Origin of the sequence: Acinetobacter sp. ANC 4204 (assembly GCF_002135205.1) — a bacterium.
Lineage (GTDB): Bacteria > Pseudomonadota > Gammaproteobacteria > Pseudomonadales > Moraxellaceae > Acinetobacter.
In genome coordinates, this window is record NZ_NEFZ01000004.1 from 144,051 (window position 1) to 166,720 (window position 22,670).

General features: G+C 40.4%; 24 protein-coding genes. 15 read left to right on the top strand and 9 right to left on the bottom strand.

Annotation, left to right across the window (positions count from 1 at the left end):
* Positions 1-128: 128 nt before the first annotated feature.
* The 3 genes from B9T36_RS09915 to B9T36_RS09925 all read left to right on the top strand — a co-directional run bounded on the left by B9T36_RS09915 (position 129) and on the right by B9T36_RS09925 (position 2,623).
* Entirely contained in the window at positions 129-839 is a 711-nt protein-coding gene (locus tag B9T36_RS09915) for a haloacid dehalogenase type II (RefSeq protein WP_086209327.1), read from the top strand.
* Positions 840-984: 145 nt separating this feature from the next.
* Positions 985-2,076, top strand: coding sequence for a redox-regulated ATPase YchF (ychF, locus tag B9T36_RS09920; protein WP_004693442.1), 1,092 nt, complete (start codon positions 985-987; stop codon positions 2,074-2,076).
* Positions 2,077-2,266: 190 nt separating this feature from the next.
* Entirely contained in the window at positions 2,267-2,623 is a 357-nt protein-coding gene (locus B9T36_RS09925; protein WP_086209328.1) for a hypothetical protein, read from the top strand.
* A 50-nt stretch (positions 2,624-2,673) separates the two neighbouring features.
* Here B9T36_RS09925 and B9T36_RS09930 read toward each other — a convergent pair whose 3' ends face one another.
* The gene (locus B9T36_RS09930; protein ID WP_086209329.1) at positions 2,674-3,213 is read right to left on the bottom strand and encodes a DUF962 domain-containing protein; all 540 of its coding nucleotides are present in this window, start codon (positions 3,211-3,213) and stop codon (positions 2,674-2,676) included.
* A gap of 117 nt (positions 3,214-3,330) precedes the next feature.
* Between B9T36_RS09930 and B9T36_RS09935 the strand changes: the two genes are divergently transcribed.
* Both B9T36_RS09935 and B9T36_RS09940 read left to right on the top strand, forming a co-directional pair.
* The gene (locus tag B9T36_RS09935) at positions 3,331-4,026 is read left to right on the top strand and encodes a Crp/Fnr family transcriptional regulator (RefSeq protein WP_086209330.1); all 696 of its coding nucleotides are present in this window, start codon (positions 3,331-3,333) and stop codon (positions 4,024-4,026) included.
* A 187-nt stretch (positions 4,027-4,213) separates the two neighbouring features.
* Positions 4,214-4,627, top strand: a complete 414-nt coding sequence (locus B9T36_RS09940; protein ID WP_086209594.1) for a hypothetical protein — start codon at positions 4,214-4,216, stop codon at positions 4,625-4,627.
* A 53-nt stretch (positions 4,628-4,680) separates the two neighbouring features.
* On the opposite strand, the gene B9T36_RS09945 is transcribed toward B9T36_RS09940, so the two are convergent.
* Positions 4,681-5,163, bottom strand: coding sequence for a hypothetical protein (locus tag B9T36_RS09945; RefSeq protein WP_086209331.1), 483 nt, complete (start codon positions 5,161-5,163; stop codon positions 4,681-4,683).
* A 101-nt stretch (positions 5,164-5,264) separates the two neighbouring features.
* Between B9T36_RS09945 and B9T36_RS09950 the strand changes: the two genes are divergently transcribed.
* The 5 genes from B9T36_RS09950 to dapC all read left to right on the top strand — a co-directional run bounded on the left by B9T36_RS09950 (position 5,265) and on the right by dapC (position 11,729).
* Complete coding sequence (locus tag B9T36_RS09950) at positions 5,265-6,017, top strand: AzlC family ABC transporter permease (RefSeq protein ID WP_086209332.1); 753 nt, start codon at positions 5,265-5,267, stop codon at positions 6,015-6,017.
* The gene (ygaH, locus tag B9T36_RS09955) at positions 6,014-6,361 is read left to right on the top strand and encodes an L-valine transporter subunit YgaH (protein ID WP_086209333.1); all 348 of its coding nucleotides are present in this window, start codon (positions 6,014-6,016) and stop codon (positions 6,359-6,361) included. Before B9T36_RS09950 ends, ygaH begins: the two co-directional genes overlap by 4 nt.
* A gap of 264 nt (positions 6,362-6,625) precedes the next feature.
* On the top strand, positions 6,626-7,840 hold the full coding sequence (gene purT, locus B9T36_RS09960; RefSeq protein WP_171264453.1) for a formate-dependent phosphoribosylglycinamide formyltransferase: 1,215 nt from the start codon (positions 6,626-6,628) through the stop codon (positions 7,838-7,840).
* Positions 7,841-7,868: 28 nt separating this feature from the next.
* On the top strand, positions 7,869-10,535 hold the full coding sequence (gene glnD, locus B9T36_RS09965; protein WP_086209335.1) for a [protein-PII] uridylyltransferase: 2,667 nt from the start codon (positions 7,869-7,871) through the stop codon (positions 10,533-10,535).
* A gap of 24 nt (positions 10,536-10,559) precedes the next feature.
* Positions 10,560-11,729: a succinyldiaminopimelate transaminase gene (gene dapC, locus B9T36_RS09970; RefSeq protein ID WP_086209336.1), complete on the top strand. Its 1,170-nt coding sequence runs from the start codon at positions 10,560-10,562 to the stop codon at positions 11,727-11,729.
* 59 nt (positions 11,730-11,788) lie between these two features.
* Here the strand turns inward: dapC and B9T36_RS09975 are convergent, their stop codons facing one another.
* From B9T36_RS09975 to msrB, 5 genes are all read right to left on the bottom strand, one after another.
* Positions 11,789-14,011, bottom strand: a complete 2,223-nt coding sequence (locus tag B9T36_RS09975; RefSeq protein WP_086209337.1) for a TonB-dependent receptor — start codon at positions 14,009-14,011, stop codon at positions 11,789-11,791.
* Positions 14,012-14,176: 165 nt separating this feature from the next.
* Positions 14,177-14,797, bottom strand: coding sequence for a LysE family translocator (locus B9T36_RS09980; RefSeq protein WP_086209338.1), 621 nt, complete (start codon positions 14,795-14,797; stop codon positions 14,177-14,179).
* Between the two features lie 41 nt (positions 14,798-14,838).
* A complete protein-coding gene (locus tag B9T36_RS09985) occupies positions 14,839-15,645 on the bottom strand; it encodes an AraC family transcriptional regulator (RefSeq protein ID WP_086209339.1) in 807 nt (268 codons plus the stop codon).
* A 68-nt stretch (positions 15,646-15,713) separates the two neighbouring features.
* Positions 15,714-16,196 carry a glutathione peroxidase gene (locus tag B9T36_RS09990; RefSeq protein ID WP_086209340.1) on the bottom strand — a complete coding sequence of 161 codons (483 nt, stop codon included), beginning with the start codon at positions 16,194-16,196 and terminating at the stop codon, positions 15,714-15,716.
* Entirely contained in the window at positions 16,193-16,612 is a 420-nt protein-coding gene (gene msrB, locus B9T36_RS09995; RefSeq protein WP_004693474.1) for a peptide-methionine (R)-S-oxide reductase MsrB, read from the bottom strand. The genes B9T36_RS09990 and msrB overlap by 4 nt, the downstream gene beginning before the upstream one ends.
* A 228-nt stretch (positions 16,613-16,840) precedes the next feature.
* Between msrB and B9T36_RS10000 the strand changes: the two genes are divergently transcribed.
* Entirely contained in the window at positions 16,841-18,271 is a 1,431-nt protein-coding gene (locus tag B9T36_RS10000) for a pyridoxal phosphate-dependent aminotransferase (protein WP_086209341.1), read from the top strand.
* Positions 18,272-18,410: 139 nt separating this feature from the next.
* Positions 18,411-18,614 carry a KTSC domain-containing protein gene (locus B9T36_RS10005; RefSeq protein ID WP_086209342.1) on the top strand — a complete coding sequence of 68 codons (204 nt, stop codon included), beginning with the start codon at positions 18,411-18,413 and terminating at the stop codon, positions 18,612-18,614.
* A 25-nt stretch (positions 18,615-18,639) separates the two neighbouring features.
* On the opposite strand, the gene B9T36_RS10010 is transcribed toward B9T36_RS10005, so the two are convergent.
* Together B9T36_RS10010 and B9T36_RS10015 are read right to left on the bottom strand one after the other, a co-directional pair.
* On the bottom strand, positions 18,640-19,245 hold the full coding sequence (locus B9T36_RS10010) for an O-methyltransferase (RefSeq protein ID WP_086209343.1): 606 nt from the start codon (positions 19,243-19,245) through the stop codon (positions 18,640-18,642).
* 29 nt (positions 19,246-19,274) lie between these two features.
* Positions 19,275-19,493 (bottom strand): DUF1653 domain-containing protein, encoded by a 219-nt coding sequence (locus B9T36_RS10015; protein ID WP_086209344.1) that lies wholly within the window; start codon positions 19,491-19,493, stop codon positions 19,275-19,277.
* A 229-nt stretch (positions 19,494-19,722) separates the two neighbouring features.
* Here B9T36_RS10015 and ahpF point away from each other — a divergent pair, with 229 nt between their 5' ends.
* From ahpF to B9T36_RS10030, 3 genes are all read left to right on the top strand, one after another.
* Positions 19,723-21,288: an alkyl hydroperoxide reductase subunit F gene (gene ahpF, locus B9T36_RS10020; protein ID WP_086209345.1), complete on the top strand. Its 1,566-nt coding sequence runs from the start codon at positions 19,723-19,725 to the stop codon at positions 21,286-21,288.
* 182 nt (positions 21,289-21,470) lie between these two features.
* The gene (locus B9T36_RS10025; protein WP_086209346.1) at positions 21,471-21,815 is read left to right on the top strand and encodes a hypothetical protein; all 345 of its coding nucleotides are present in this window, start codon (positions 21,471-21,473) and stop codon (positions 21,813-21,815) included.
* Positions 21,816-21,934: 119 nt separating this feature from the next.
* Positions 21,935-22,633 carry a VIT1/CCC1 transporter family protein gene (locus B9T36_RS10030; protein ID WP_086209347.1) on the top strand — a complete coding sequence of 233 codons (699 nt, stop codon included), beginning with the start codon at positions 21,935-21,937 and terminating at the stop codon, positions 22,631-22,633.
* Positions 22,634-22,670 lie beyond the last annotated feature (37 nt).

A 22,670-nucleotide genomic window follows, 5' to 3' on the forward strand; every position in this document is an offset into this window, starting at 1 on the left:
AATCTAATCAACCGAATTAAAAATGTTTTATTTCAAATTCATATAGAAAAATATGGCTCTCAATATACAGATAGACATGTATAAGCTATAACGTATCCTCAAGCCTAAATAAGAATAATCCCCCTAAGATGAGTCATTCCTCTAAAATTAAAGTACTCGCTTTCGACATCTTTGGAACTGTCGTGGACTGGCATTCTTCAATCGTCCAAGAAGTGGAACGCCTAGCCTTGAACATCAATGCCAATCAATTTGCATTAGACTGGCGTGCAGGCTATCGACCTGCAATGGATCAGGTTTTGTTGGGTCAGCAGCCGTGGACTTCCATTGATGATATTCACCGCCTCATTTTGGATGAGCTTTTAGTGAAATATCAAATCTCCACACTGAGCGAAGCTCAAAAAAGCGATTTAAACTTTATTTGGCATCGTCTCAACCCTTGGCCAGATACAGTCGTAGCGCTTAATCAATTAAAACAAGATTATATTATTTGTACCCTTTCAAATGGCAACATCCGTTTATTGGTCGATTTAGCAAAGTATGCAAAATTGCCTTGGGACACTATTTTCTCTGCTGAAAACTTTAAAGCCTACAAACCTTCTCCTAAAACCTATTTAGGTGTCGCAGACTTACTTAATGTTGCACCCAATCAAGTGATGATGGTGGCTACCCATCAAGATGACCTTGCTGCAGCACGTGGCTGTGGACTTCTGACGGCTTATATTGAACGCCCCTTTGAGTATGGTGCAGCCCAATTGAAAGACTCTAGTCCTTGCATAGACAATGATCTACATGCAACAGATCTGTTAAATCTAGTTTCTTTATTAAAAGAAAAGGCTTAAAAGGCTCGTATATAGGGCTTAAATGAGGACGTTCTACCCGCAACATGATTTACAACTTTGATTCTTCTGCCCTGAGACCTGACTTTGTCATGGCTTTCATGTAAAATCACTGGCAATTTTTATATAACACGTTGTGAGTTATTTCATGGGTTTTAATTGCGGTATTGTCGGCTTGCCGAACGTTGGTAAATCTACACTTTTCAATGCATTGACTAAAGCTGCTATTGCTGCTGAAAACTTCCCATTCTGTACCATTGAACCGAACACAGGCATCGTTCCTGTGCCAGATCCACGTTTAGACAAACTTACCGCAATTGTAAAACCTCAACGCGTAATTCCAACGACTATGGAATTTGTAGATATTGCAGGTTTAGTTGCGGGCGCATCTAAAGGTGAAGGCTTGGGGAACCAATTCCTTGCAAATATTCGTGAAACGGATGCGATTGCTCACGTTGTACGTTGTTTTGAAGATGAAAACGTCATTCACGTTAACGGTAAAATTGACCCGCTTGATGACATCGCAACCATCAACACGGAACTTGCACTTGCTGACTTAGAAACTGTGACAAAAGCTGTAACTCGTTTAGCAAAATCTGCAAAAGGTGGCGACAAAGAAGCACTTGCAACCAAAGCGGTTTTAGACAAAATTTTACCTTTACTTGATGAAGGCAAACCTGCCCGTGCTGCTGACCTAGACGACGACGAACGTAAATTGGTTCGTGGTTTTGGTTTAATGACTTTAAAACCAACCATGTATATTGCGAACGTTGCAGAAGATGGTTTTGAAAATAATCCGCATTTAGATGCTGTGAAAAAACTTGCAGCTGAAGAAAATGCAATCGTCGTTCCGCTTTGCAACCAAATCGAAGCTGAAATTTCACTACTTGAAGATGAAGACCGTGCTGAGTTCCTTGAAGCTTTAGGTATGGAAGAGCCGGGGCTAAACGTCGTGATTCGTGCAGGCTACGGTCTTTTGGGTTTACAGACTTACTTCACGGCGGGTGTACAAGAAGTTCGTGCTTGGACCGTTAAAGTGGGTGCAACTGCACCACAAGCGGCAGGTGTGATCCACACTGACTTCGAAAAAGGTTTTATCCGTGCTGAATGTGTTGCTTATAATGACTTTGTTCAATACAACGGTGAAGCAGGCGCGAAAGAAGCAGGAAAATGGCGTTTAGAAGGTAAAACCTACATCGTTCAAGACGGTGATGTTCTACACTTCCGCTTTAACGTATAAGCCATTTCGAATATAAAAAAACCCGATACCAATCGGGTTTTTTTATAAGCTTAAACCAAGCTTAAAAACAGCATTAAATAACATATAAACACCTGATCCATTTGGATCTCACACAATATTATAACTTCTATTCTTTTGTATTATCGCTAATTTAATCACAGGCACTAATGCCTTCATTGAACAAACGAAAATGAAAAAGATCAGCACATTTATTGCAGCAGGTTTATTCACCACCCTTAGTGCAACAGCATTTGCATGCCCTCAAGGCACAACACTGTCGGGTGGTACAGGTGTAAATCATAAAGGTGGTAAGTGTGTCCCGACCATGAACATGGCAAAGCATGATCATGGCATGAAACAAGAGAAAGTAGCAAAGCAAGATAAAATGGCTAAACATGATCCAGCCATAAAGCAAGATAAAATGGTGGAACATGATTCAATGAAAGCCAATGACATGACCAATAAATCCCATAAAGATTCTCATGCTCCAAGCCCGAATGCATCCAAAGTTCAGCCAGATACACATAAAGTCTCGAAGACATCTTAAAACAGCATAAAAAAGCCAGTGAAATTCACTGGCTTTTTAAACTGATTTTATTAAGGTGATATCACAGAGACATGCTTATTGTCCATTGTCGCACGTTGTTTACGCGCTGCATCTAGCATCCGTTGCTCGATATCTTTTCTAAAACCAAGCATAAACACCATTTCAGCCAAAACAAATAATGGACCAATGGCGAGGCCAATTACATCGTCCATAAACGCTGGTTTTTTCTTTTCATAAAAATGTCCAACGAACTGAAACACCCAACCCACCACAAAAATACCAATACTTAAACTTAACCAAAGACCCAAATCAAATTGCGCAATTTTATACGCCAATGGATAAGCCATGGCATAGATCACCAGCATGATCAGACCAAAAATTCGATCTAAGCTCAGGTAGTAAACAATACTCGCTAAAATCAAAACCATCGCCAAAGTGATTTCAAAACCACCCACAGCCCAGCCTGCTCTTGCGGTTAAGCACATAATTGAAAACACAATCAGGGGAATACCCACAAAGTGGGTCATAATATTCTTATGATCGAGATGGTAAGCCGCATATTGGCTAAGTAACTGCTCAAGCTTTGACATTTTAATCGTCCTTGTAAAATACTTTTATTCAATATATAAAAAAAACTCGACCTAAGTTGTCGGCTAAGTGACAATTACAAATATGGAAATTTTTAAGATTCATTATAAGGATTGAATGTGCTTAAGGAAGCTGAACTCCACATTTTAAAAAATAACATTTGGTATTCCCAACTACCTATTTTATTTCAAGATTTCATTACACATCACGCCACACAAGTGCATATAGAACGGGATCAGGCCGTATTTCATCATGGCGATGCTTTCGACGGAATCTATGCCGTCCTTCATGGGAAAATCCGCTTAGGCTATATTGATATTGAAGGAAATGAGTCAATTGCGGCAATTGCTGAGCCTATCATGTGGTTTGGAGAAATTTCATTAATTGATCAACAACCTCGCTCCCATCATGCAATTGCTGTTGAAAAAAGTACCATTCTAAAAATTTCCAACACTGCCATTGAAGACTTACTCCACACACATCCGCAATTTTGGTTTCATATTGCGCAGCTTAGTTCGCAAAAGTTACGTCTCGCATTTTTGGAATTGATCGCTATCCAAAGTCAAAATATTAGCCAAAGGTTGGCTCAACGCTTGCTTTTTATTTTGAATGGCTATGGCAACCATGTGCATATTGAAAACCATATGATACACCTTTCTCAAGAACAGCTAGCTCAAATGCTAATGTGTTCAAGGCAAACCATTAACCAAGAATTACATCAACTAGAACAACAAGGGATTTTGAAAATATCGTTTAAAAAAATTGAAATTCTTAATCTTCCAAGACTTCATACGCTAGCACACGCAACAATGTAATTTTGAAAATAAACTTAAGATCTCCTCTCTCCACTCGCATTGTTTGAAAACAATATTTTTTATGATTCATATTCACTTAAGGAGCCAAAATTCATAATTAAACATACAATTTACATATTTCCGTTTACATTAAATATCTTTATGTTTCAGTTAGGCGCGAATGCCTATGACATAAAAGATGAATACGATGAAAAAAATCACAACACTTCTCACAGCAGGACTTTTCTCAGTACTAAGCGCATCAGCATTTGCCTGCCCTAAAGGTACAACTTTAACTGGTGGAACAGGCCCAAATCACAAAGGGGGTTCTTGTGTAGCAGTGAATGGCGTAGCTCAAAAAGCAAAAACATCCGAAGTAAAAGCCGAAACTACAAAAATGAAAGATAAAACGACGACTACCAATAAAACAGCCACTGCTAAATCTAAAGGTACTGTGGAAAATGTAAAAACTGCGACAGCAACCAAAGTGAATGCTGAAACCAATACAAAATCAAAAAGCTCTAATCAGGCAAAAGTAAAAAGCGAAACAAAGAATCAAGTGAGCAAAGACGTAAAAAATAAAGATGCAAAAGCTGTTTCAAATAGCACCTTAAAATCGTAATTCATCGTAATCATTTAAAAAAGGCGAAATTATTTTCGCCTTTTTTATTCAAACTAAAAAATATTGTTATTGGCTTTCGTGTTACCTAAATTTGGATGATCAATGGCATCCTTACACTGAACTTTGTCACGCTCATATTCGTGTTGCGCTTTTATGATCTGCCTATCTTTCTCTAAAGTTGCTCGCGCCCAGACATCCAAACTCGTCAACGCCTTTCGGCATAACGCATACTTTCCTTCAGTCACAGAGTCGGTCATTTTGACATTAATACGCCACTCTGTACTGAGCTTACGTGCAGGTTGTCGTACTTTAGTTTCGATTTGATCCAATTGTTTGTGATAGACCAAACTATCGACTTCATTAATAAATGCCCAAGCACGCTGTGCATATTCTGTTGCGTCATTGGTAATTTTTGGCGCAGCCTTAATTTCTACTTTTTGTTCAGGAGCTTGCTCTGACTGTCCACAAGCTTGCAAAAGTAAACTGCTCACAATAATAGCAGCCAGCCCTAAAGTACGTAATTCGAGCTTCAACATGGTTAAACGCCTCAACAAACAATTCGGCACTATGCTAGTGAATTCAGTTACAATACACAATCAATTTTGACCTAGTGATAAAGTCTTCTTCAAGGTGTGTTGTGTCCGAACTTAATCCCACTCCTGCACAAGCTGCTGGCTTTTGGCAAGGGGCTAAGGATAGCCAAGCGATTATCTTTACCTATCTACCTGTTTCTTTTGCCTTTGGTGTATCTGCAACCCAGTTTGGCTTTAGTGCATGGGAGGCTTTATTTTTATCCTGCTCAATGTATGCAGGTGCTAGTCAGTTTTTAGTCGTTGCACTGCTCGGTAGTGGTACATCTATTTGGATGACTGCCCTCACTGTCATTGCCCTAGATATTCGTCACTTACTCTACGGCCCTGCGCTACAGAACCTAATTCAAGATAAACTGAACCTAAAGAAAACTGCTATTTGGTCATGGGGATTAACCGACGAAGTCTTTGCTTCAGGCATGATCAAGTTGTCACAGCGTCGCCAAGAATGGTCTGAGTCTTGGATGCTGGGTTTAAGCCTATTCAGTTGGCTCGCATGGGCGACAGGTTCTTTTCTAGGTGGAATGTTTGCAGACCAAGTCAGCCATTTACCCCAGTTCTTACAAGCCGCTTTAGACTTTTTATTGCCTGCACTTTTTTTAAGTTTTTTATTGGCAGCTTTTGAAAAGAGGCACACTTTCGTGGTCACTGTGACTATTCTGGTATCTGCGATTGCCTGTTACTTTATTGACTTATCTGCTGCCATTTTTATTGGCATCAGTTCAGGTATTTTTGCTGGCTTGTTTAAGCACTATATACTGAAAAAACCAGACCCCGAACATAGTGGAGATCAAACATGAATATCGAAATTATCTTGGTCGGCATTTTAGTGGGTATTGCAAACTTTGCTTCACGCTTTGGGCCATTCTTCGTCATTCAAAAGCTTCAACAAGGTTCACAAAAGCGCGGTGCTTTATGGTTGAAGATTGCATTGGGTTCAATTGGTATTTCAGCAATTAGTTCGATGCTGGTGGTTGCAACTTTGCCACCACTGTTGGATGCACCCAATAAAAGTTTTGCCATGTTAGTCGGCTTCATCGTCTTGGCTGGGCTTTATTTCAAATTTAAGCAAATTGTCCCTGCTACACTGACCGCAGCACTCAGCTACGGCTTGGTATATACCTATATTCCTGTAGTTTTTTAACTATCTGTTCCCCCTAAAACTTAGCTTGACCTAAACTCAATTTACAAAACGGCTAAAAGTATCAATTTTAGAATGCATTTTTCGTGGCATTTTGAATTTGGTTGAGCAATTCTCAGAAATACGATTTTGCTACTTCAAATGCACGTATGTAAACACAATCGCTTTATAAAAAAAATTGTTGGACAATATCATTAATTTATGTGAATGAACCCTGAACACCTTTAAGAGTTCTGCTATTCTAAAAGCCCATAAAATCAAGCATGGATGATTTACATGAGCGTTACTATTGGTACCCCACTTCAGTCTTCAGCATTTAAAGTCCTGCTACTGGGTTCTGGAGAGCTAGGGAAAGAAGTTGTGATTTCTCTACAACGCTTAGGTGTAGAAGTTCATGCTGCTGACCGTTACGATCATGCTCCTGCAATGCAAGTGGCACACTATGCCCACACCTTAAATATGGCAGATGCGACAGCGCTGAAACAACTTATTGAAGACATTAAGCCGAACCTGATTGTTCCTGAAATTGAAGCCATTGCAACCCAAGTATTGGTTGAAATCGAACAAAAAAATATTGCCACAGTCATTCCATCTGCAAAAGCAGTAAACCTCACCATGAACCGTGAAGGCATCCGTCGTTTAGCTGCTGAAGAACTGGGTTTGCCCACTTCTGCTTACCGCTTTGCCAACACCTTAGAGTCGTTCCGTGCAGCATGTGATGACATTGGTTATCCAAACTTTGTTAAACCTGTCATGTCATCTTCTGGTAAAGGTCAATCCCGTGTAAAAGAGTTCGCAGAAGTAGATGCTGCATGGGAATATGCGCAAACAGGTGGTCGTGTAAACCAAGGAACTGTGATTGTAGAATCGCAAATTGATTTTGATTTTGAAATCACTCTATTAACAGTTCGCTCTAAAAACCCTGAAACAGGTGAAATTGAAACGTCGTACTGTGATCCAATTGGTCACCGCCAAGATGCGGGTGATTATGTAGAAAGCTGGCAACCTCAAGCTATGTCACCAGTGGCCCTCGATGAAGCAAAGCGTATTGCCAATAAAGTTACCATCGCATTGGGTGGCTGTGGTATTTTCGGTGTAGAACTCTTTGTCAAAGGCGATAAAGTGTGGTTTAGTGAAGTATCACCACGCCCACATGACACAGGTCTTGTAACGCTTGCTTCTCAGTTCCAAAGTGAATTTGAACTTCATGCGCGTGCGATCTTAGGTTTACCTGTAAATACGGCACGTCATAGTGTTGCAGCCAGTGCCGTAATTTATGCGGGTGTAGATGCAAACAACTTATCTTTTTCTGGCTTAAATCTTGCTTTGGCAAACCCAAATACTGATTTACGCATTTTTGGTAAGCCAGAAGGCTTTACACGTCGCCGTATGGGCGTTGCAACAGCACGTGCTGAAACAACTGACCAAGCACGTGAACTCGCTGCTCAAACAGCAGAACTGGTTAGCGTTCATCAAAACTAAGCGTTGTTAAAATTTACGGATACGGAACATGATCAATACTTCTCCACTGCTTAGCTATGTCAGCAGTAATCACGACATTAAAGCGATCAATCAATGGCGTAGTGATGTCGAAAATCAATTACAAGAGAGTTTTGATCATGGTCAATCCATCCGTGATGTCATTTTAACCCGTTCAAATTTGATTGATGAGGCACTTATTTTCCTTTGGAAACATGCTGAACTCAATCAAACCGATTTGAGCTTATTTGCTGTTGGTGGCTATGGTCGCCGAGAGATGTTGCCTTATTCAGACGTAGACATCATGATCCTGTCTGAAGATGAATTTAGCGAAGAACAAGAAAAGCTCATTTCTGTCTTTATTTCCTCCCTGTGGGATGTCGGCAATTTCAAACCTGGCATTAGTGTACGTACCATTGCCAACTGTGTTGAACAAGCCACAAATGACTTAACTGTTGCCACAGCCCTCATCGAGTCCCGTTTAATTATAGGCAATGAACACTTAGCCAAATGGCCACGACGTATTGTTTCGCAAACATGGACAGATAAAACCTTCTATGATGCAAAAATGGAAGAACAGGCCAAACGCTATGCGCAACACAATTTCACAGAAAGCAATCTAGAACCCGACATAAAAAATGCGCCGGGTGGCATTCGGGACATTAACCAAATTGGTTGGATTGCAAAGCGGCATTTCCGCGTCAATCGCATTTATGACTTGGTGCATTTGGGCTTTATTTCAGAGTTCGAGTTAGGGGTATTAGAAGAAGCCGAAAGCTTCCTCTGGGAAATTCGTCACCACTTACATCGCCTCACCAAACGCGATGAAAACCGCTTATTATTCGACTATCAACGCGATATTGCTGCGAAGTTTGGCTATGTGCGCGAAGAAGGCAAATCCCCGAATTACCCAATTGAGCAATTCATGAAGCGTTATTATCGAAGCGCTCAACAAGTGACCACACTGAATGAAATGCTGTTGGCTTATTTCAACGAGTCGGTCATTACCCCACGCCTACCAAACTACGAACGTAACATTGAAGAAATCAATGAAAATTTTAAACTAGTTGATGGCAAACTTGCTGTTCAACACCATAAGATTTTTTCTGAAAACCCAAGTGCCATCTTAGAAATTTTTTATTTATTGGCAAACCGTCCTGAGATTACGGGTATTCGTGCACGGACTTTACGCCTTCTCACTTTAGCTGCAAAGCACATTGATCAAGAGTTTCGGGATAACCCAACCCATCAAGCCTTGTTTATGGCGATCATTCGCTCACCACATCGCTTATATGAGACGATGGTGGCAATGAAACGTTATGGAGTATTGGGCAACTATATTCCTGCATTTGGGCAGATTATGGGGTTAATGCAATATGACTTGTTCCATATCTACACAGTCGATGCACACACCTTACTACTACTGCGTAACTTAAACCGCTTCAAAGAGCCTGAGTTTGCCAAAGACTTCCCTGTCGTGAGTTCGGTGTTCCAACGTCTAGCACGTCGGGATATTGTCTATTTGGCTGCCATTTTCCATGATATCGCTAAAGGCCGTGGTGGAGACCATAGTGAGCTGGGTGCAACTGATGCGATTGAATTCTGTCGTAATCATGGTTTTACCGAACGCGAATGCAACCTTGTCGCGTGGCTCATCCAAAACCATTTACTCATGTCCGTCACTTCTCAAAAGAAAGATATTTCTGACCCCGATGTGGTTAAAGCTTTTGCTGAGAAAATGGGCGACATGGAACATCTCGACTATCTGTATACGTTAACTGTTTCAGATATCAATGCAACCAATCCTTCGCTTTGGAATACGTGGCGCGCTTCTCTCATGCGTCAGCTCTATACGCATGCACGTGATGTGATTCGCTCAGGTTTAGGCCGTCCTGTGGATTATCAAATGCTCATTGAGGACACCAAGTTTTCTGCCAGTGAACAACTGGTCGAAGAGTTTGCACTGGATGACGTCGAAAAAGTCTGGCAAGAACTGGGAGACGAATATTTCCTCAAAGAATCTGCAGATGAAATTGCTTGGCACACACGTGCTATTTTACAGCATGGTGATAACCCAGAACCGCTGGTTTTGATGCGTGCACAGCGTAAATTTGCTCAGGATGCAGTACAAATCTTTATTTATACTCAAGATCAGCCCAACTTGTTTGCAACAACGGTTGCCATACTTGACCGTATGAATTTGGATGTACAAGATGCGCGTATTATTACCGCAACCAAAGCATTTAGTTTAGACACTTATGTTGTGCTTGACCGCTTTGGCACCCTACTGACTGACCCAGAACGTGAAGCCAAAGTACTGTCTGCTTTAAAAGATGCCTTAGTCAATTCAGATAAATATCCTGGTCTCATGCAACGCCGCATCCCACGTCAGCTGCGCCATTTTGACATTGAAAACACCGTTGATATTACGCTGAATGAAGCACTGCAACAAAACATGGTCGAAATTGCAACACTTGACCATCCCGGCCTACTTGCCAAAGTGGGCGGGTTGTTTATGATGCAAGGTCTAGATATTCACTCTGCTAAAATTGCCACTCTAGGTGAACGTGCCGAAGATATTTTCTTTGTCACTAAAAAAGATGGTCAACCCATGACTGAAGCTGAAGCTGAGACTTTTGCTGCTCAACTAAAATCTGCCTTAGATGAAGCGTCTAGTCAGGTCTGTGGTCAACATTAACAATACACACTGGTATTTTGTTTCATGAACTCGAGTTTATCCCTTTTACATCCTTATCCTTTTGAAAAGTTAAATAAACTATTTCAGGATATTACTCCCGCAGACTTACCCCTCATTCCACTCTCGATTGGTGAGCCTAAGCATCCTGCGCCAGAGTTTGTGAAACAAGCCATTATTGATAATTTTCAACATTTATCGACCTATCCAAACAGTAAAGGTCTGCCAGAATTACGTACCAGTATTGCAAACTGGTTGACCCGTCGTTTTCAACTCAATCAAATTAGTGCAGAGAACAACATCCTGCCTGTTTCTGGTACCCGTGAAGCAATCTTCTCTTTTGTTCAAGCCTTGGTGAACCGCGAAGATGTACCTTATGTGGTGATGCCTAACCCGTTCTACCAAATTTATGAAGGTGCTACCTTACTTGCTGGAGCAAAACCATATTTTGTAAATTGTACTGAAGAAAATGGTTATCTCGGTGACTTTGATGCTGTACCTGCTGAGGTCTGGGAAAAAACTGCCTTACTGTTTGTTTGTACGCCAGGTAACCCAACAGGTGCGGTACTCTCAAAAGAGCAGTTTAAAAAATTAATCGCACTTTCAGACCAATATGGTTTTGTCATTGCATCGGATGAGTGCTATTCAGAACTTTGGTTTGATACTGCGCCTGTGGGTCTACTCGAAGTTTGTGCTGAAATAGGCCGAAATGACTACAAAAACTGTGTTGTATTCCACTCATTGTCTAAACGCTCAAACTTACCGGGTATGCGCTCTGGCTTTGTCGCAGGTGATGCAACATTACTCAAACCTTATTTACAATACCGTACCTATCATGGTGCAGCGATGCCTGTACAACACCAGTTGGCTTCGATTGCGGCTTGGGATGATGAAACACATGTTGAAGAAAACCGTGTACAATATCGTGCAAAATTTGACTTATTTCAAAACGAATTAGGCCACTTACTCCCTCTACAAAAACCAGATGCAGGCTTTTACTACTGGTTAAAAGTAGATAATGATGAAGCTTTTGCAAAAATGCTGATGGAGAAAGCACATGTCAAAGTACTTCCAGGGCGTTACTTGTCACGCAATACTGAGCAAGGCAACCCAGGCGAAAACCATGTGCGTCTTGCTCTAGTCGCCGACCTTGCACAGTGTGAGCAAGTCATTTCGCGCTTAAAAGCAATTTTATAAATAAGTTCATCTAAAAAAGAAAACCTCCTGTAGCGGAGGTTTTCTTTTTTTTTCTTCGATTAAAAATCAAATGATGCACTAAGCATGAATGTACGAGGTAAACCAGCAACCAAGTAACCATTATTGGTATTGCTTGTACTGTTGATATTGTCATACAGACCAACGGAACTCCAATAATCTTGATCAAATACATTATTCACAAGGAAGTTAAATGTAGTTGGGGTTTGCCCCAACTGAGTTTTATAGCTTGCACCCAGATCAAGCGTAGTCCAATCATTAACCTTCAAGTTATTGTCCAGACTAGCATAGGTGGAACCCGTGTAAGTCAATTGAGCGTTCAAAGAAATATCTTGCGGAAGGGGCAACTTCCAATTTGCACCAAGATTTGCCTGAAACTCAGGAACACCTACTTCATAATTTCCATCATAGGTCGTCGAACCAGTTTCTTCTTGCTTTGCATGCATCCACGTCACCCCACCTAAAACAGTTAAGGAGTCAGTAAGCTTGCCATAACTACTTAACTCTAGACCACGATGGACATATTCACCAGCATCACTGAATACACCATTTTGCATGACGCCACGCTGTTTATTAATATCAAATAAACTTAGTGTCACCCCAAGATCGTCATTTTCATATTTAGCTCCAATTTCTTTTTGCTCTGCTACAAAAGGTTTGAGTGACGTTGTGACACCACCACTTGTATTCGTTAGCCCTTTCGCTAAAGACTCAATGTAATTAGCATACACCGAAATTTCAGGTGTGATTTTATAGGTTATCCCGAGTGCTGGTGTCCATTTACTCTCGTCATACGTGCCTGTTTTCACTTGAGAATAGTTATATGTATCTTGAAGAATTTGCTGATAACGCGCACCCAGCATAATGACTAAGGTATCATCCAATGCTGTCAAATTATCACCAATTGCAACACTTCTTAGACGTGTACGTGTAGTTAATTTCGGACTATCCATATTTCCACCTGAGAATGCTGGAGATAGAGCAGCAGGTTGGTCGTATTGAATAGGTTGATAAATATTAGAATTCAACGGATTCCCCGAATCCATTAAATAAGCATTTCTGGTATTCAGTTGAAATACTGAACCAGAAACAACCACATTATGCTTGATCGAACCCGTATCAAACTTCCCACGTAGCCCGACTTCGCCCGTATTAACCATGTCAACACGGGCATTATCAAAACGGTAAAGCGTACTTGCTCCTGTAGAAGCATTTCTCAAAGTGTAATTTGCTAATGAATTTTGCTCTTCACCATGACGGAATCCATAAGCCATGTAAGTAGTAATCGCGTCATTGAAATCGTATTCAGCACGGTAACTTCCAAAAATATTTTCTTCATTTGAATAAGACCATTTTTGAGCATAATTACTCGAACTATCTATAGCTTTTGGTACTGATGTTAATCCAGCAGCTAATGTTACATTTGGTCGCGTTGCATTTAAACGATTATTGCTATACCCCATATCACCAGAAAGACGTAAGCGCTCACCATTGTAATCTAATCCAATTGCAGCAAGTCCAAGCGATTTCTTTTCATCATCAACGGATGTATTTCCATCATGATAGGCGGTATTTACTCGCACCCCAAACTGCTGATTTTCACCAAAACGTCGCGAAATATCATTCGAAAGATAACCGCCATTAAAATCTGTACCGACAGTCACGCGATTTAACGGGTCATTTCCTGCTCGCTTCGGTAAGAGATTTATTGCTCCACCAATCCCGCCATTGCTCGGCATAGCCCCATTTAAGAATGAAGATGCACCTTTTAATACTTCTACACGCTCAAAGAGTTCTGTTGGAATATACTGGCGAGGTAAAATTGAGTATAAACCATTATAAGCGGTGTCATCTGATCCTAAGTTAAAACCACGGATGTAGTAATTTTCCTGAAAGTTGCCATACCCCCGCCCTACACGCACGCTAGGATCTGCTTTAAGTACATCACCTACACTTTTCGCTTGACGTTCTTGGATATATTGATTGGTATAGCTGGTCAAATTAAATGGTGTATCAAGATTCTTTTGATTCCCAAAAATCCCGACTCGACCACCAGTTGCTACTTGTCCACCAGCGAAAGCTTCCATTAAACCATTTGCAGAAGCATCAGCACTTGCAACAATTCGAATTGTTTCTAAAGCTGTGACATTGCTCGCTTGAGATGATGAGTCAGATTCAATGACCACTTGAGTTTCAGCAGCATGTGAAATGCTGTACCCAGATACACATGCCATCATTAACACTAATGGTTTTAGCTTAACCATTTCCCACCCTCTTTCATCAATCTAAAATTCGAACCTGATAGTAAATGAGAATTAGTCTTAATCAAAACTATTTGATTCTTATTTGGATAGTAAATTCAAATGAGAATTAATTACTTCATTGTTATAAGTTATATAAATCAACAAACTCTAGACATTATTAAGCTTTTAGATTAGCCCATCTATAAACAAAATTATGGCAAAAATGGCAAAACAGAGACCTGATACCTTATAAAGCCAGCCCAGTTGCCTTGTTAAATATTGATTCCAATGATTTAGGCTAAAAAGTTTCAACAACAGTAAATTCCAAATCAATACTATCCCCACCATCCACAGACTAATGCAAAGTAATTGAACTACATTAAATTTCGAATAAACCAAAAGAATCAGACTACTATAGAACAGCATATTCTTTGGGTTCAAAAGACTAGACTGTAACCCCCTGACAAAACAAGCGCCTCTCGCTTGTGGGGATGGCTGTATATTTTCATCTATTTTGATTTTTTCTTTCTGCACATAAACTAAACACTGCCACGCCAAATACGTTAGATAAACAATGCCTAATCCACGCAATAGCATCAACACATAGGGATGGATGTAACCAAGCCAGCACAATAAAATAAAAATCAATATTAGAATTAAGGCATTACCCGTCACGATACCCAAAACGGTATATCGTGCCATTTTTCGACCACTCTTCAGAAAAGTTAGCAAAATCAGGAAAAAATCTGGACCCGGAGAAAGCAAAGCAACAAAATGTGTCACAGCAATAATAATGAAAAGTTCCATCACATAACTCAATAAAAAATCGAGTTAATCCTAACGATTACTTAAAATGGACTCTTGGATAAAATTGCGCGATGTTGCTTCTGATAAAATTTCGGTGTTGTCCCTGTCAAAGCTTTGAAAACGCGCTGAAAATGACTTTGATCACTAAAACCTAGCGCATAACTTAATTGCGCAATGTCCATACCTTGCTTCAAGAATGAGCGTGCTTGATTTATTTTATAATTGAGCTGATAAGCATGTGGCGTCATACCTAACGATGCTTTGAAAAGCCGAATAATGGCATAGCGACTTAATTGTATTGCTTTTGACATTTCTTCTAAAGATAAAAACGCTTCTTCTTGCTGGATCATCGTCAAAAGATAACTCAATTCTTCTTGTGCATAGGAACTAACTACAATTTGCTCAAGTGCAATTTGAGGTAATAACAACTCAGCGAGCGTCGTAATTAAAGTCTGTTCTTTTTCCCAATAGGACAATCTAGGGCTAAATAGCTGATTGTTCAACCGACTGAAATCTTGATACATGTTGGCATCTTTATAGATTTTCGGTTTAAATTTAGGTATTCCTAAATAATCTTGCTCTGTTTCATATAGAAGTTGTTTCAGCCAAGATGCATCTAAATGCATCATTTGATAACTCCATGCTTGTCCTTCCACTGGATTACAAGCATGCTCCACATGTTCTGGAATCAAGACCAACGTACCCACTTCTATAGCTTGTGTTCCCGCAAAGGCACTACTAAATATACTTCGCCCCTCATCTACAGCCCCAATCGAAAAAGTGGAATGGCTATGCGACTTATAACAGGCACGACTTTCACATGCCCTACGTGTTTCCACATAAGGCATGCATGAATCACTCCAAAACTCTACACCATCAGGCTGAAACTGACTATTCACAACCAGTCCAAAAAAATTTAAGCTTGCAGTGCTTTTTCAATATCATCTTGAATTGCTTCAGGTTTAGTGGTTGGTGCATAACGATTGATCACTTTGCCATCTTTTCCAATTAAGAACTTGGTAAAATTCCATTTAATCCCACTACCTAAAATACCTTTACTATTATTAGTTAAATAACGAAAGATGGCGTGAGCCTCAGGGCCTTTCACATCGACTTTGGAAAACATAGGGAAACTAACTCCATAGTTCTTTTGACAGTATGCGCCTATTTGCTCATTACTTCCCGGATCTTGCCCCCCAAATTGGTTACAAGGAAAGCCCAAAACTTCAAAACCTTGTGCCTTGTATTGTTCATATATTTTTTCTAAACCTGCAAATTGTGGAGTAAAGCCACATTTACTGGCTGTATTAACTATGAGCAGGACTTTGCCTTCATAGTCAGCAAAAGATTTATTTTTCCCATCTAACAATTCCGCTTCAAACTGATAAATGTTTGTCATGGATAAGTATCCTCATCACTTTTTTCTTGTGTTTCTAGTTCTAATGAAGCCGAGTTTACACAGTAACGTAAACCTGTAGGCTCAGGTCCATCTGTAAAAACATGGCCTAAATGAGCATCACAGTGATGACATACAATCTCAGTACGCACCATGCCATGTGAAGTATCCTGATGCTCTTCTATAACAGCTGTATTTACGGGCTTATAAAAACTTGGCCATCCGCAACCGCTGTCATATTTATTTTCAGAAATAAATAAAGGTGTCCCACAGCAGCGACATACGTAAGTCCCTGCTTGTTTAGTATTCCAATATTTACCTGTAAAAGCTGGCTCCGTCCCCTTTTGTCGCGTAATGCGAAATTCCTCTGGTGATAACTCTCTTTGCCATTCTCGGTCTGTTTTACTGAGCTTTCCCATGATTAGGTCCCTTTCTATCTTGCTATTTAAAATAGGATAATCCCATATTTACGTGATTCATCTTAAAATTTCTAGTGTTTAATTCACAATTTACAAAAGACCTATAATCCCAATAAAAGCAAAAAGTAAGCAAATTTAAAAACATGGTGAGCAATTTTATTTCTTAAATGCTTTTTTGGAAGCAATTTTAATGTTACTCTTATAGGCATTCTTGCTTAGGATTAAAAAATGTCGCAAAAAAAGAGCGTTATTTTTAAACATCTACTGCCTGTGATTAAACAATATCAACAGGTAGGATTTACGCATGAAAAAATTGTTGCTTTACTTAGAGATGAACATCATCTAGACCTAGTAACAACAGAAACATTTAAAAGTTATTTATATCGTTATGCAAAAGTGACCTCCACTCTTTCCGAGAACATCAAAATGCCGAACACTCTCCAAACCCCACGCGAAATAAAAAAATCGTCTAAGCTTGAGCATGTATGCTACGACATTCGCGGACCAGTGTTACGAGCGGCCAATGAAATGGAAGAAGCTGGTCATAAAATTATCAAACTCAATATTGGCAACCCTGCACCGTTTGGCTTTGAAGCACCTCAAGAAATTATTAACGATGTGGCTTTAAACCTGCCAAATGCAGTAGGTTATACCGACTCAAAAGGGATTTTCCCTGCGCGTAAAGCCATCTGTCAGTACTATCAACAAAAAGGCATTTTAGATATGCACGTTAATGACGTGTATATCGGCAATGGTGTCTCTGAATTGATCGTGATGGCAATGCAAGGCTTGTTAGATGATGGTGACGAGATGCTCGTCCCGATGCCAGATTATCCGCTTTGGACGGCTGCTGTGAATTTATCAGGCGGTACAGCGATTCACTATAAATGTGATGAAGAAAACTTCTGGTATCCCGATATTATAGATATGGAGAGTAAAATCACACCACGCACCCGTGGTATCGTGATTATTAATCCAAACAATCCAACAGGTGCAGTTTATCCACGTCATGTGCTTGAGCAAATCGTTGCATTAGCTAAAAAGCATGATTTAATTTTGTTTGCAGATGAAATTTACGACAAAATCGTTTATGACGGTATTGAGCATGTTTCTGTAGCAGCGTTAGCGGGTGACCAACTCTGTATTTCATTCAATGGTTTATCTAAAGCATACCGTATTGCGGGTTACCGCTCAGGCTGGATGGCAATCACAGGTGATAAGTCTCGTGCGGTCGACTATATTGAAGGTTTAGACATGCTCGCTTCTATGCGCTTGTGTGCCAACCACCAAGCACAGTATGCGATCCAAACAGCTTTAGGCGGTTACCAATCAATCAATGATTTAATTCGCCCAGGCGGTCGTTTGTACGAACAGCGTAATATTGCTTGGCAAATGTTGAATGACATTCCTGGCGTATCTTGTGTTAAACCTGAAGGCGCGATGTATTGCTTCCCGAAATTGGACCCAGAAATCTATCCAGTTCAAGATGATGAAAAACTGATGCTTGATCTACTTCGTGCGGAAAAAGTACTTCTGGTTCAAGGCACAGGCTTTAACTGGCCTACACCAGATCATTTCCGTGTGGTATTCCTCCCTGCTGAAAATGAACTACGTGAAGCCATTACCCGTGTAGGTCGTTTCCTTGCGAAAATGCGTTAATTGATCACTTAAAAAAACCGTACTTTATGTACGGTTTTTTTATTTACAAAACTGTAATACATCACTTTTCAAGTTTGGCATAAGTTTAAAAGAAGCAGCCATTTTGCTGTGATTCCATTGAGATGATGGGGAGTCGCTTATGGGGACAATTGCGGTAACATCCTGGAAATACAATGCTTCTTCACGCTATTTAAAAATTTTCTATGCCGATGGTTCAGGCGAGTTGTATCATCCCGTGCCTGAATTTGTTTATAACAATTTAGTTCGATGTAATAATAAAACAGCCTTTGTTCATAAATATTTAGAATATGATTTGCACTTTACACGCTTAAGTATTCATTAATTTTTCAAGCACAAACAATCAGGATTTATCCTGATTGTTTTTCATGATCTCTCGTCACTAACAACAAACCTGCGCCAATCGCCAGTGTAGACAAACTAAACTGCTTTTCTTGCTGAATAAGTGCTATAAAATCTGCAACTTGATCCGCATGCGATAGAACATTATCAACCACCAAAACTCCGCGTGAAACACACATTAGTCGTTTCAAATCTGGCCAATAGTCGATATAAGCATCACGCTCAGCATCTAGCAATATAAAATCAAAGATGGCTTGCGCCTGCTTCAGATATTCAGCTGCATCACCGACCCAAAATTCAACGCCATTGGATAAATTGAAATCTGCAAGATGACTAGCGGCTTGCTGACTTCTCTCAGCATCAATTTCCAAAGTGGTTAATCGAGCATTCACTTGCTGTGCTGCATAAGCTAGCCATAATGTTGAGTAACCTGTTGATGTACCTATTTCTAATATCTGCTCAGGCTGCTGAATATGAAGCAGTTGCGCCAAAAATTGTGCAGACTCGGGTTCAATATTGCGAAAGCGTGCAATACGATCTGTTTGCTCACTATCATGTTCTTGAAAGCGATGATATAAGGCCGATACTTTACTCAAAAATTCTGCATGCATCATCAAATCCCCTCTACTTTACTTAGCTTCGTTTATACTTCTTGAATCAGTTTAAAGCGCTCAACCTCGCGGTCATCCTCTAGCATTACCGTTTCAGTAAACATGGCAAATGGACGCACCCAAATCGAGTAATCACCATATAAACACTGATAAACCACCAGTTTTTCTTCAGTTTCACTATGTGTTGCCACATGTAAGACTTGATACAGTTGCCCTTTATAATGTTGATAAATACCACGTTGTAATTGCATCAGTTACTTCCCTATTTTTTAACTGTCTCGATCATACCGAATTTCAGCTCACTAAACTGCGAATCAGTTGAAAAATCATTTAAATTCCCCATATAGCTTTATGAAATGATTCAAGAAAACACCTTAAAATCTATAAAACCGATTATTAAAATAAAAACAATCTATTTTTAGATTTACTCTATGATTCTTTTATCAAATAATTTTACAGACTGCTTTGGAGAGCTTAACCATGTTAGATCAAAATACTTCAGCTCAATTAAAAACGCTTCTTGAACGCCTTGAAGGTCCGATTGAATTGGTTGCAACTTTGAACGGTTCTGAGAAATCAGACAAAATCAAAGAATTGGTTGAAGAGGTTGCAGCACTGTCTCCACTGGTGACTGCACGTTTTGATGGTCAAAATTCACGTGCTCCTAGCTTTGGTGTAGCAAAAGCGGGCGAACAACCACGTGTCTTCTTTGCAGGCCTACCAATGGGACATGAGTTTACCTCTTTGATCTTGGCATTGTTACAAACCTCAGGTTACGCACCCAAAGTATCAGATGAAGTTTTGGCTTCAATCAAAGCTTTGGGCATCCAGTCTAACTTTGATGTATTTGTCTCTTTAAGCTGTCATAACTGTCCAGACGTGGTGCAAGCGTTGAACCTAATTGCCATTTACAACCCAGGTACGACAGCCACCATGATTGATGGTGCATTCTTCCAAGACGAAGTCGAAGAACGCAAAATTATGGCTGTTCCTATGGTGTTCCAAGACAACACCCATATCGGTCAAGGCCGTATGACCTTGGAAGAGATTGTTGCCAAACTGGATACCAATTCCGCAGCCAAAGAAGCTGAAAAACTCAATGCCAAAGATGCTTTTGATGTTCTCGTGATTGGTGGTGGTCCTGCAGGAAATACCTCTGCTATCTATGCAGCACGTAAAGGCATTAAAACGGGGATCGTGGCTGAACGTATGGGTGGTCAAGTCATGGATACCATGGACATTGAAAACTATACCTCCATTCAAAAGACCCAAGGACCAAAGTTTGCTGCTGAAATGGAAGCACATGTACGTGAGTACGGTGTGGACATCATGAACTTACAACGTGTTTCTCACATCAAAGGTGCAGATGAGACAGCGAATGGTTTGGTTGAAGTCACTTTAGAAAATGGTGCGAAGCTTGAATCTAAAACAGTCATCCTTTCAACAGGTGCACGTTGGAGAGAAATGAATGTGCCGGGCGAAGCAGAATACCGTACCCGTGGTGTTGCTTACTGTCCACACTGTGATGGCCCACTGTTTAAAGGCAAACGTGTTGCGGTAATTGGCGGGGGGAACTCAGGTGTCGAAGCGGCAATTGATCTTGCTGGGATTGTAGAACATGTAACTTTGGTTGAGTTTGATACCAAACTACGTGCTGACCAAGTGTTGCAAGATAAATTGCATAGCTTACCCAACACTACAGTGATCCTGAACGCACTATCGACTGAAGTTGTGGGTGATGGTAAGCAAGTGACAGCATTGAAATATAAAGACCGTGCAACCGACGTAGAACATACGGTTGAGCTTGCAGGAATCTTTGTACAAATTGGCTTATTACCAAACACCGATTTCCTCAAAGACACAGCGGTTGAGCTTTCAAATCGTAATGAAATTGTGATTAACGATCGCAATGAAACCAATGTCAAAGGTGTATTTGCCGCAGGTGACTGTACGACAGTGCCTTACAAGCAAATTATCATTGCTACAGGTGAGGGAGCGAAAGCATCACTGTCTGCTTTTGATTATATTATTCGTTCTGGGCTGTAACCCTCTCCCTCTCCACCCCCTCTAAAGGCTTATAGGCAACTCAGCTTATAAGCCTTTTTATCACGCTGTTTTTTATAAAAAATTACATATTTTTAACAATAATGTAGTCTGCTTTTCACACAAATTAGATTATATTTTGCCCACCCCCTACTTTTGGGTATAAAACGAAAAGGATAGGAAAAATGAATAAATTACTTATTGCTTTAGGTCTTGCTGCGACTGTTGCTCTTGTTGGTTGTTCAAAAGAAAAAGCGCCTGAAACGGGTGCAACAACTGGCGAACACATTGAAAATGCTGCTGAACAAGCAGGTCATGATCTAAATAATGCTGCAAGTACAGCAGTATCTGATACTCAAAAAGCTGCTGATGAAGCATCTGCAAAAATTGGCGCTGCTGCTGATGAAGCTGCTGCAAAAACCGAAGCTGCTGCTCAAGATGTGAAAAATGCTTCTAAAGAAGCAACTGCTCATGTTGCTGGTGCAGTTGAACAAGGTGCTGCTGATGTGAAAGAGAAAGCACAACAATAATATCTAATGCCATAAAAAGGCCTCCTACTGGGAGGCTTTTTTATGGTCTGTGCTATAGTAGATGCAGAGCGTATTATCAAATAAATCATAATTTTAAAATTTGAGGATGATCTATCACCATGTCTTACTCCCACCATGTTGAACCACATCTCATTCATCGTACAGGTTGGTTACGTGCTGCAGTTTTGGGTGCTAACGATGGCATCATTTCAGTGACCAGTTTAATTATGGGTATGGCTGCGAGTGGTGCATCTAGTCAAACCTTGCTCATTACTTGTATTGCTGGACTCATTTCAGGTGCAAGCTCGATGGCTGCTGGGGAGTATATTTCAGTTAAGTCTCAATCCGATATTGAAGAAGCAGATTTAAAACTTGAAGCTCGAGAACTCGATAAAAACCCACACTTAGAACTAAAAGAACTGACTCAAATTTACATACAACGCGGACTCAATCCCGAACTTGCTCATGAAGTTGCTGTGCAACTCAGTGCACATGATGCACTTTCAGCACATGCACGTGATGAAATAGGCATCCATGAAAATACCAGTGCAAAACCACTACAAGCCGCAGGCTCTTCTGCCCTCGCTTTTTCACTCGGTGCATTGCTTCCAATGCTGGCTATTCTTTTAAGCCCAGAGGGGCATTTAGCACAGTCTGTTGCCATTACAGGAGTACTGTCTTTATTAAGTTTGGGTGCTTTATCGAGCTACTTTTCTGGCACTGCAATCTGGGCCGGCGCAATTCGTGTCACCCTTTGGGGCATTTTTGCAATGCTCTTTGCAAGTTGGATTGGTTCACTTTTTAATGTGCATGTCTAAACCCATACTACATTTACCAATCCGTTAAACATTCATA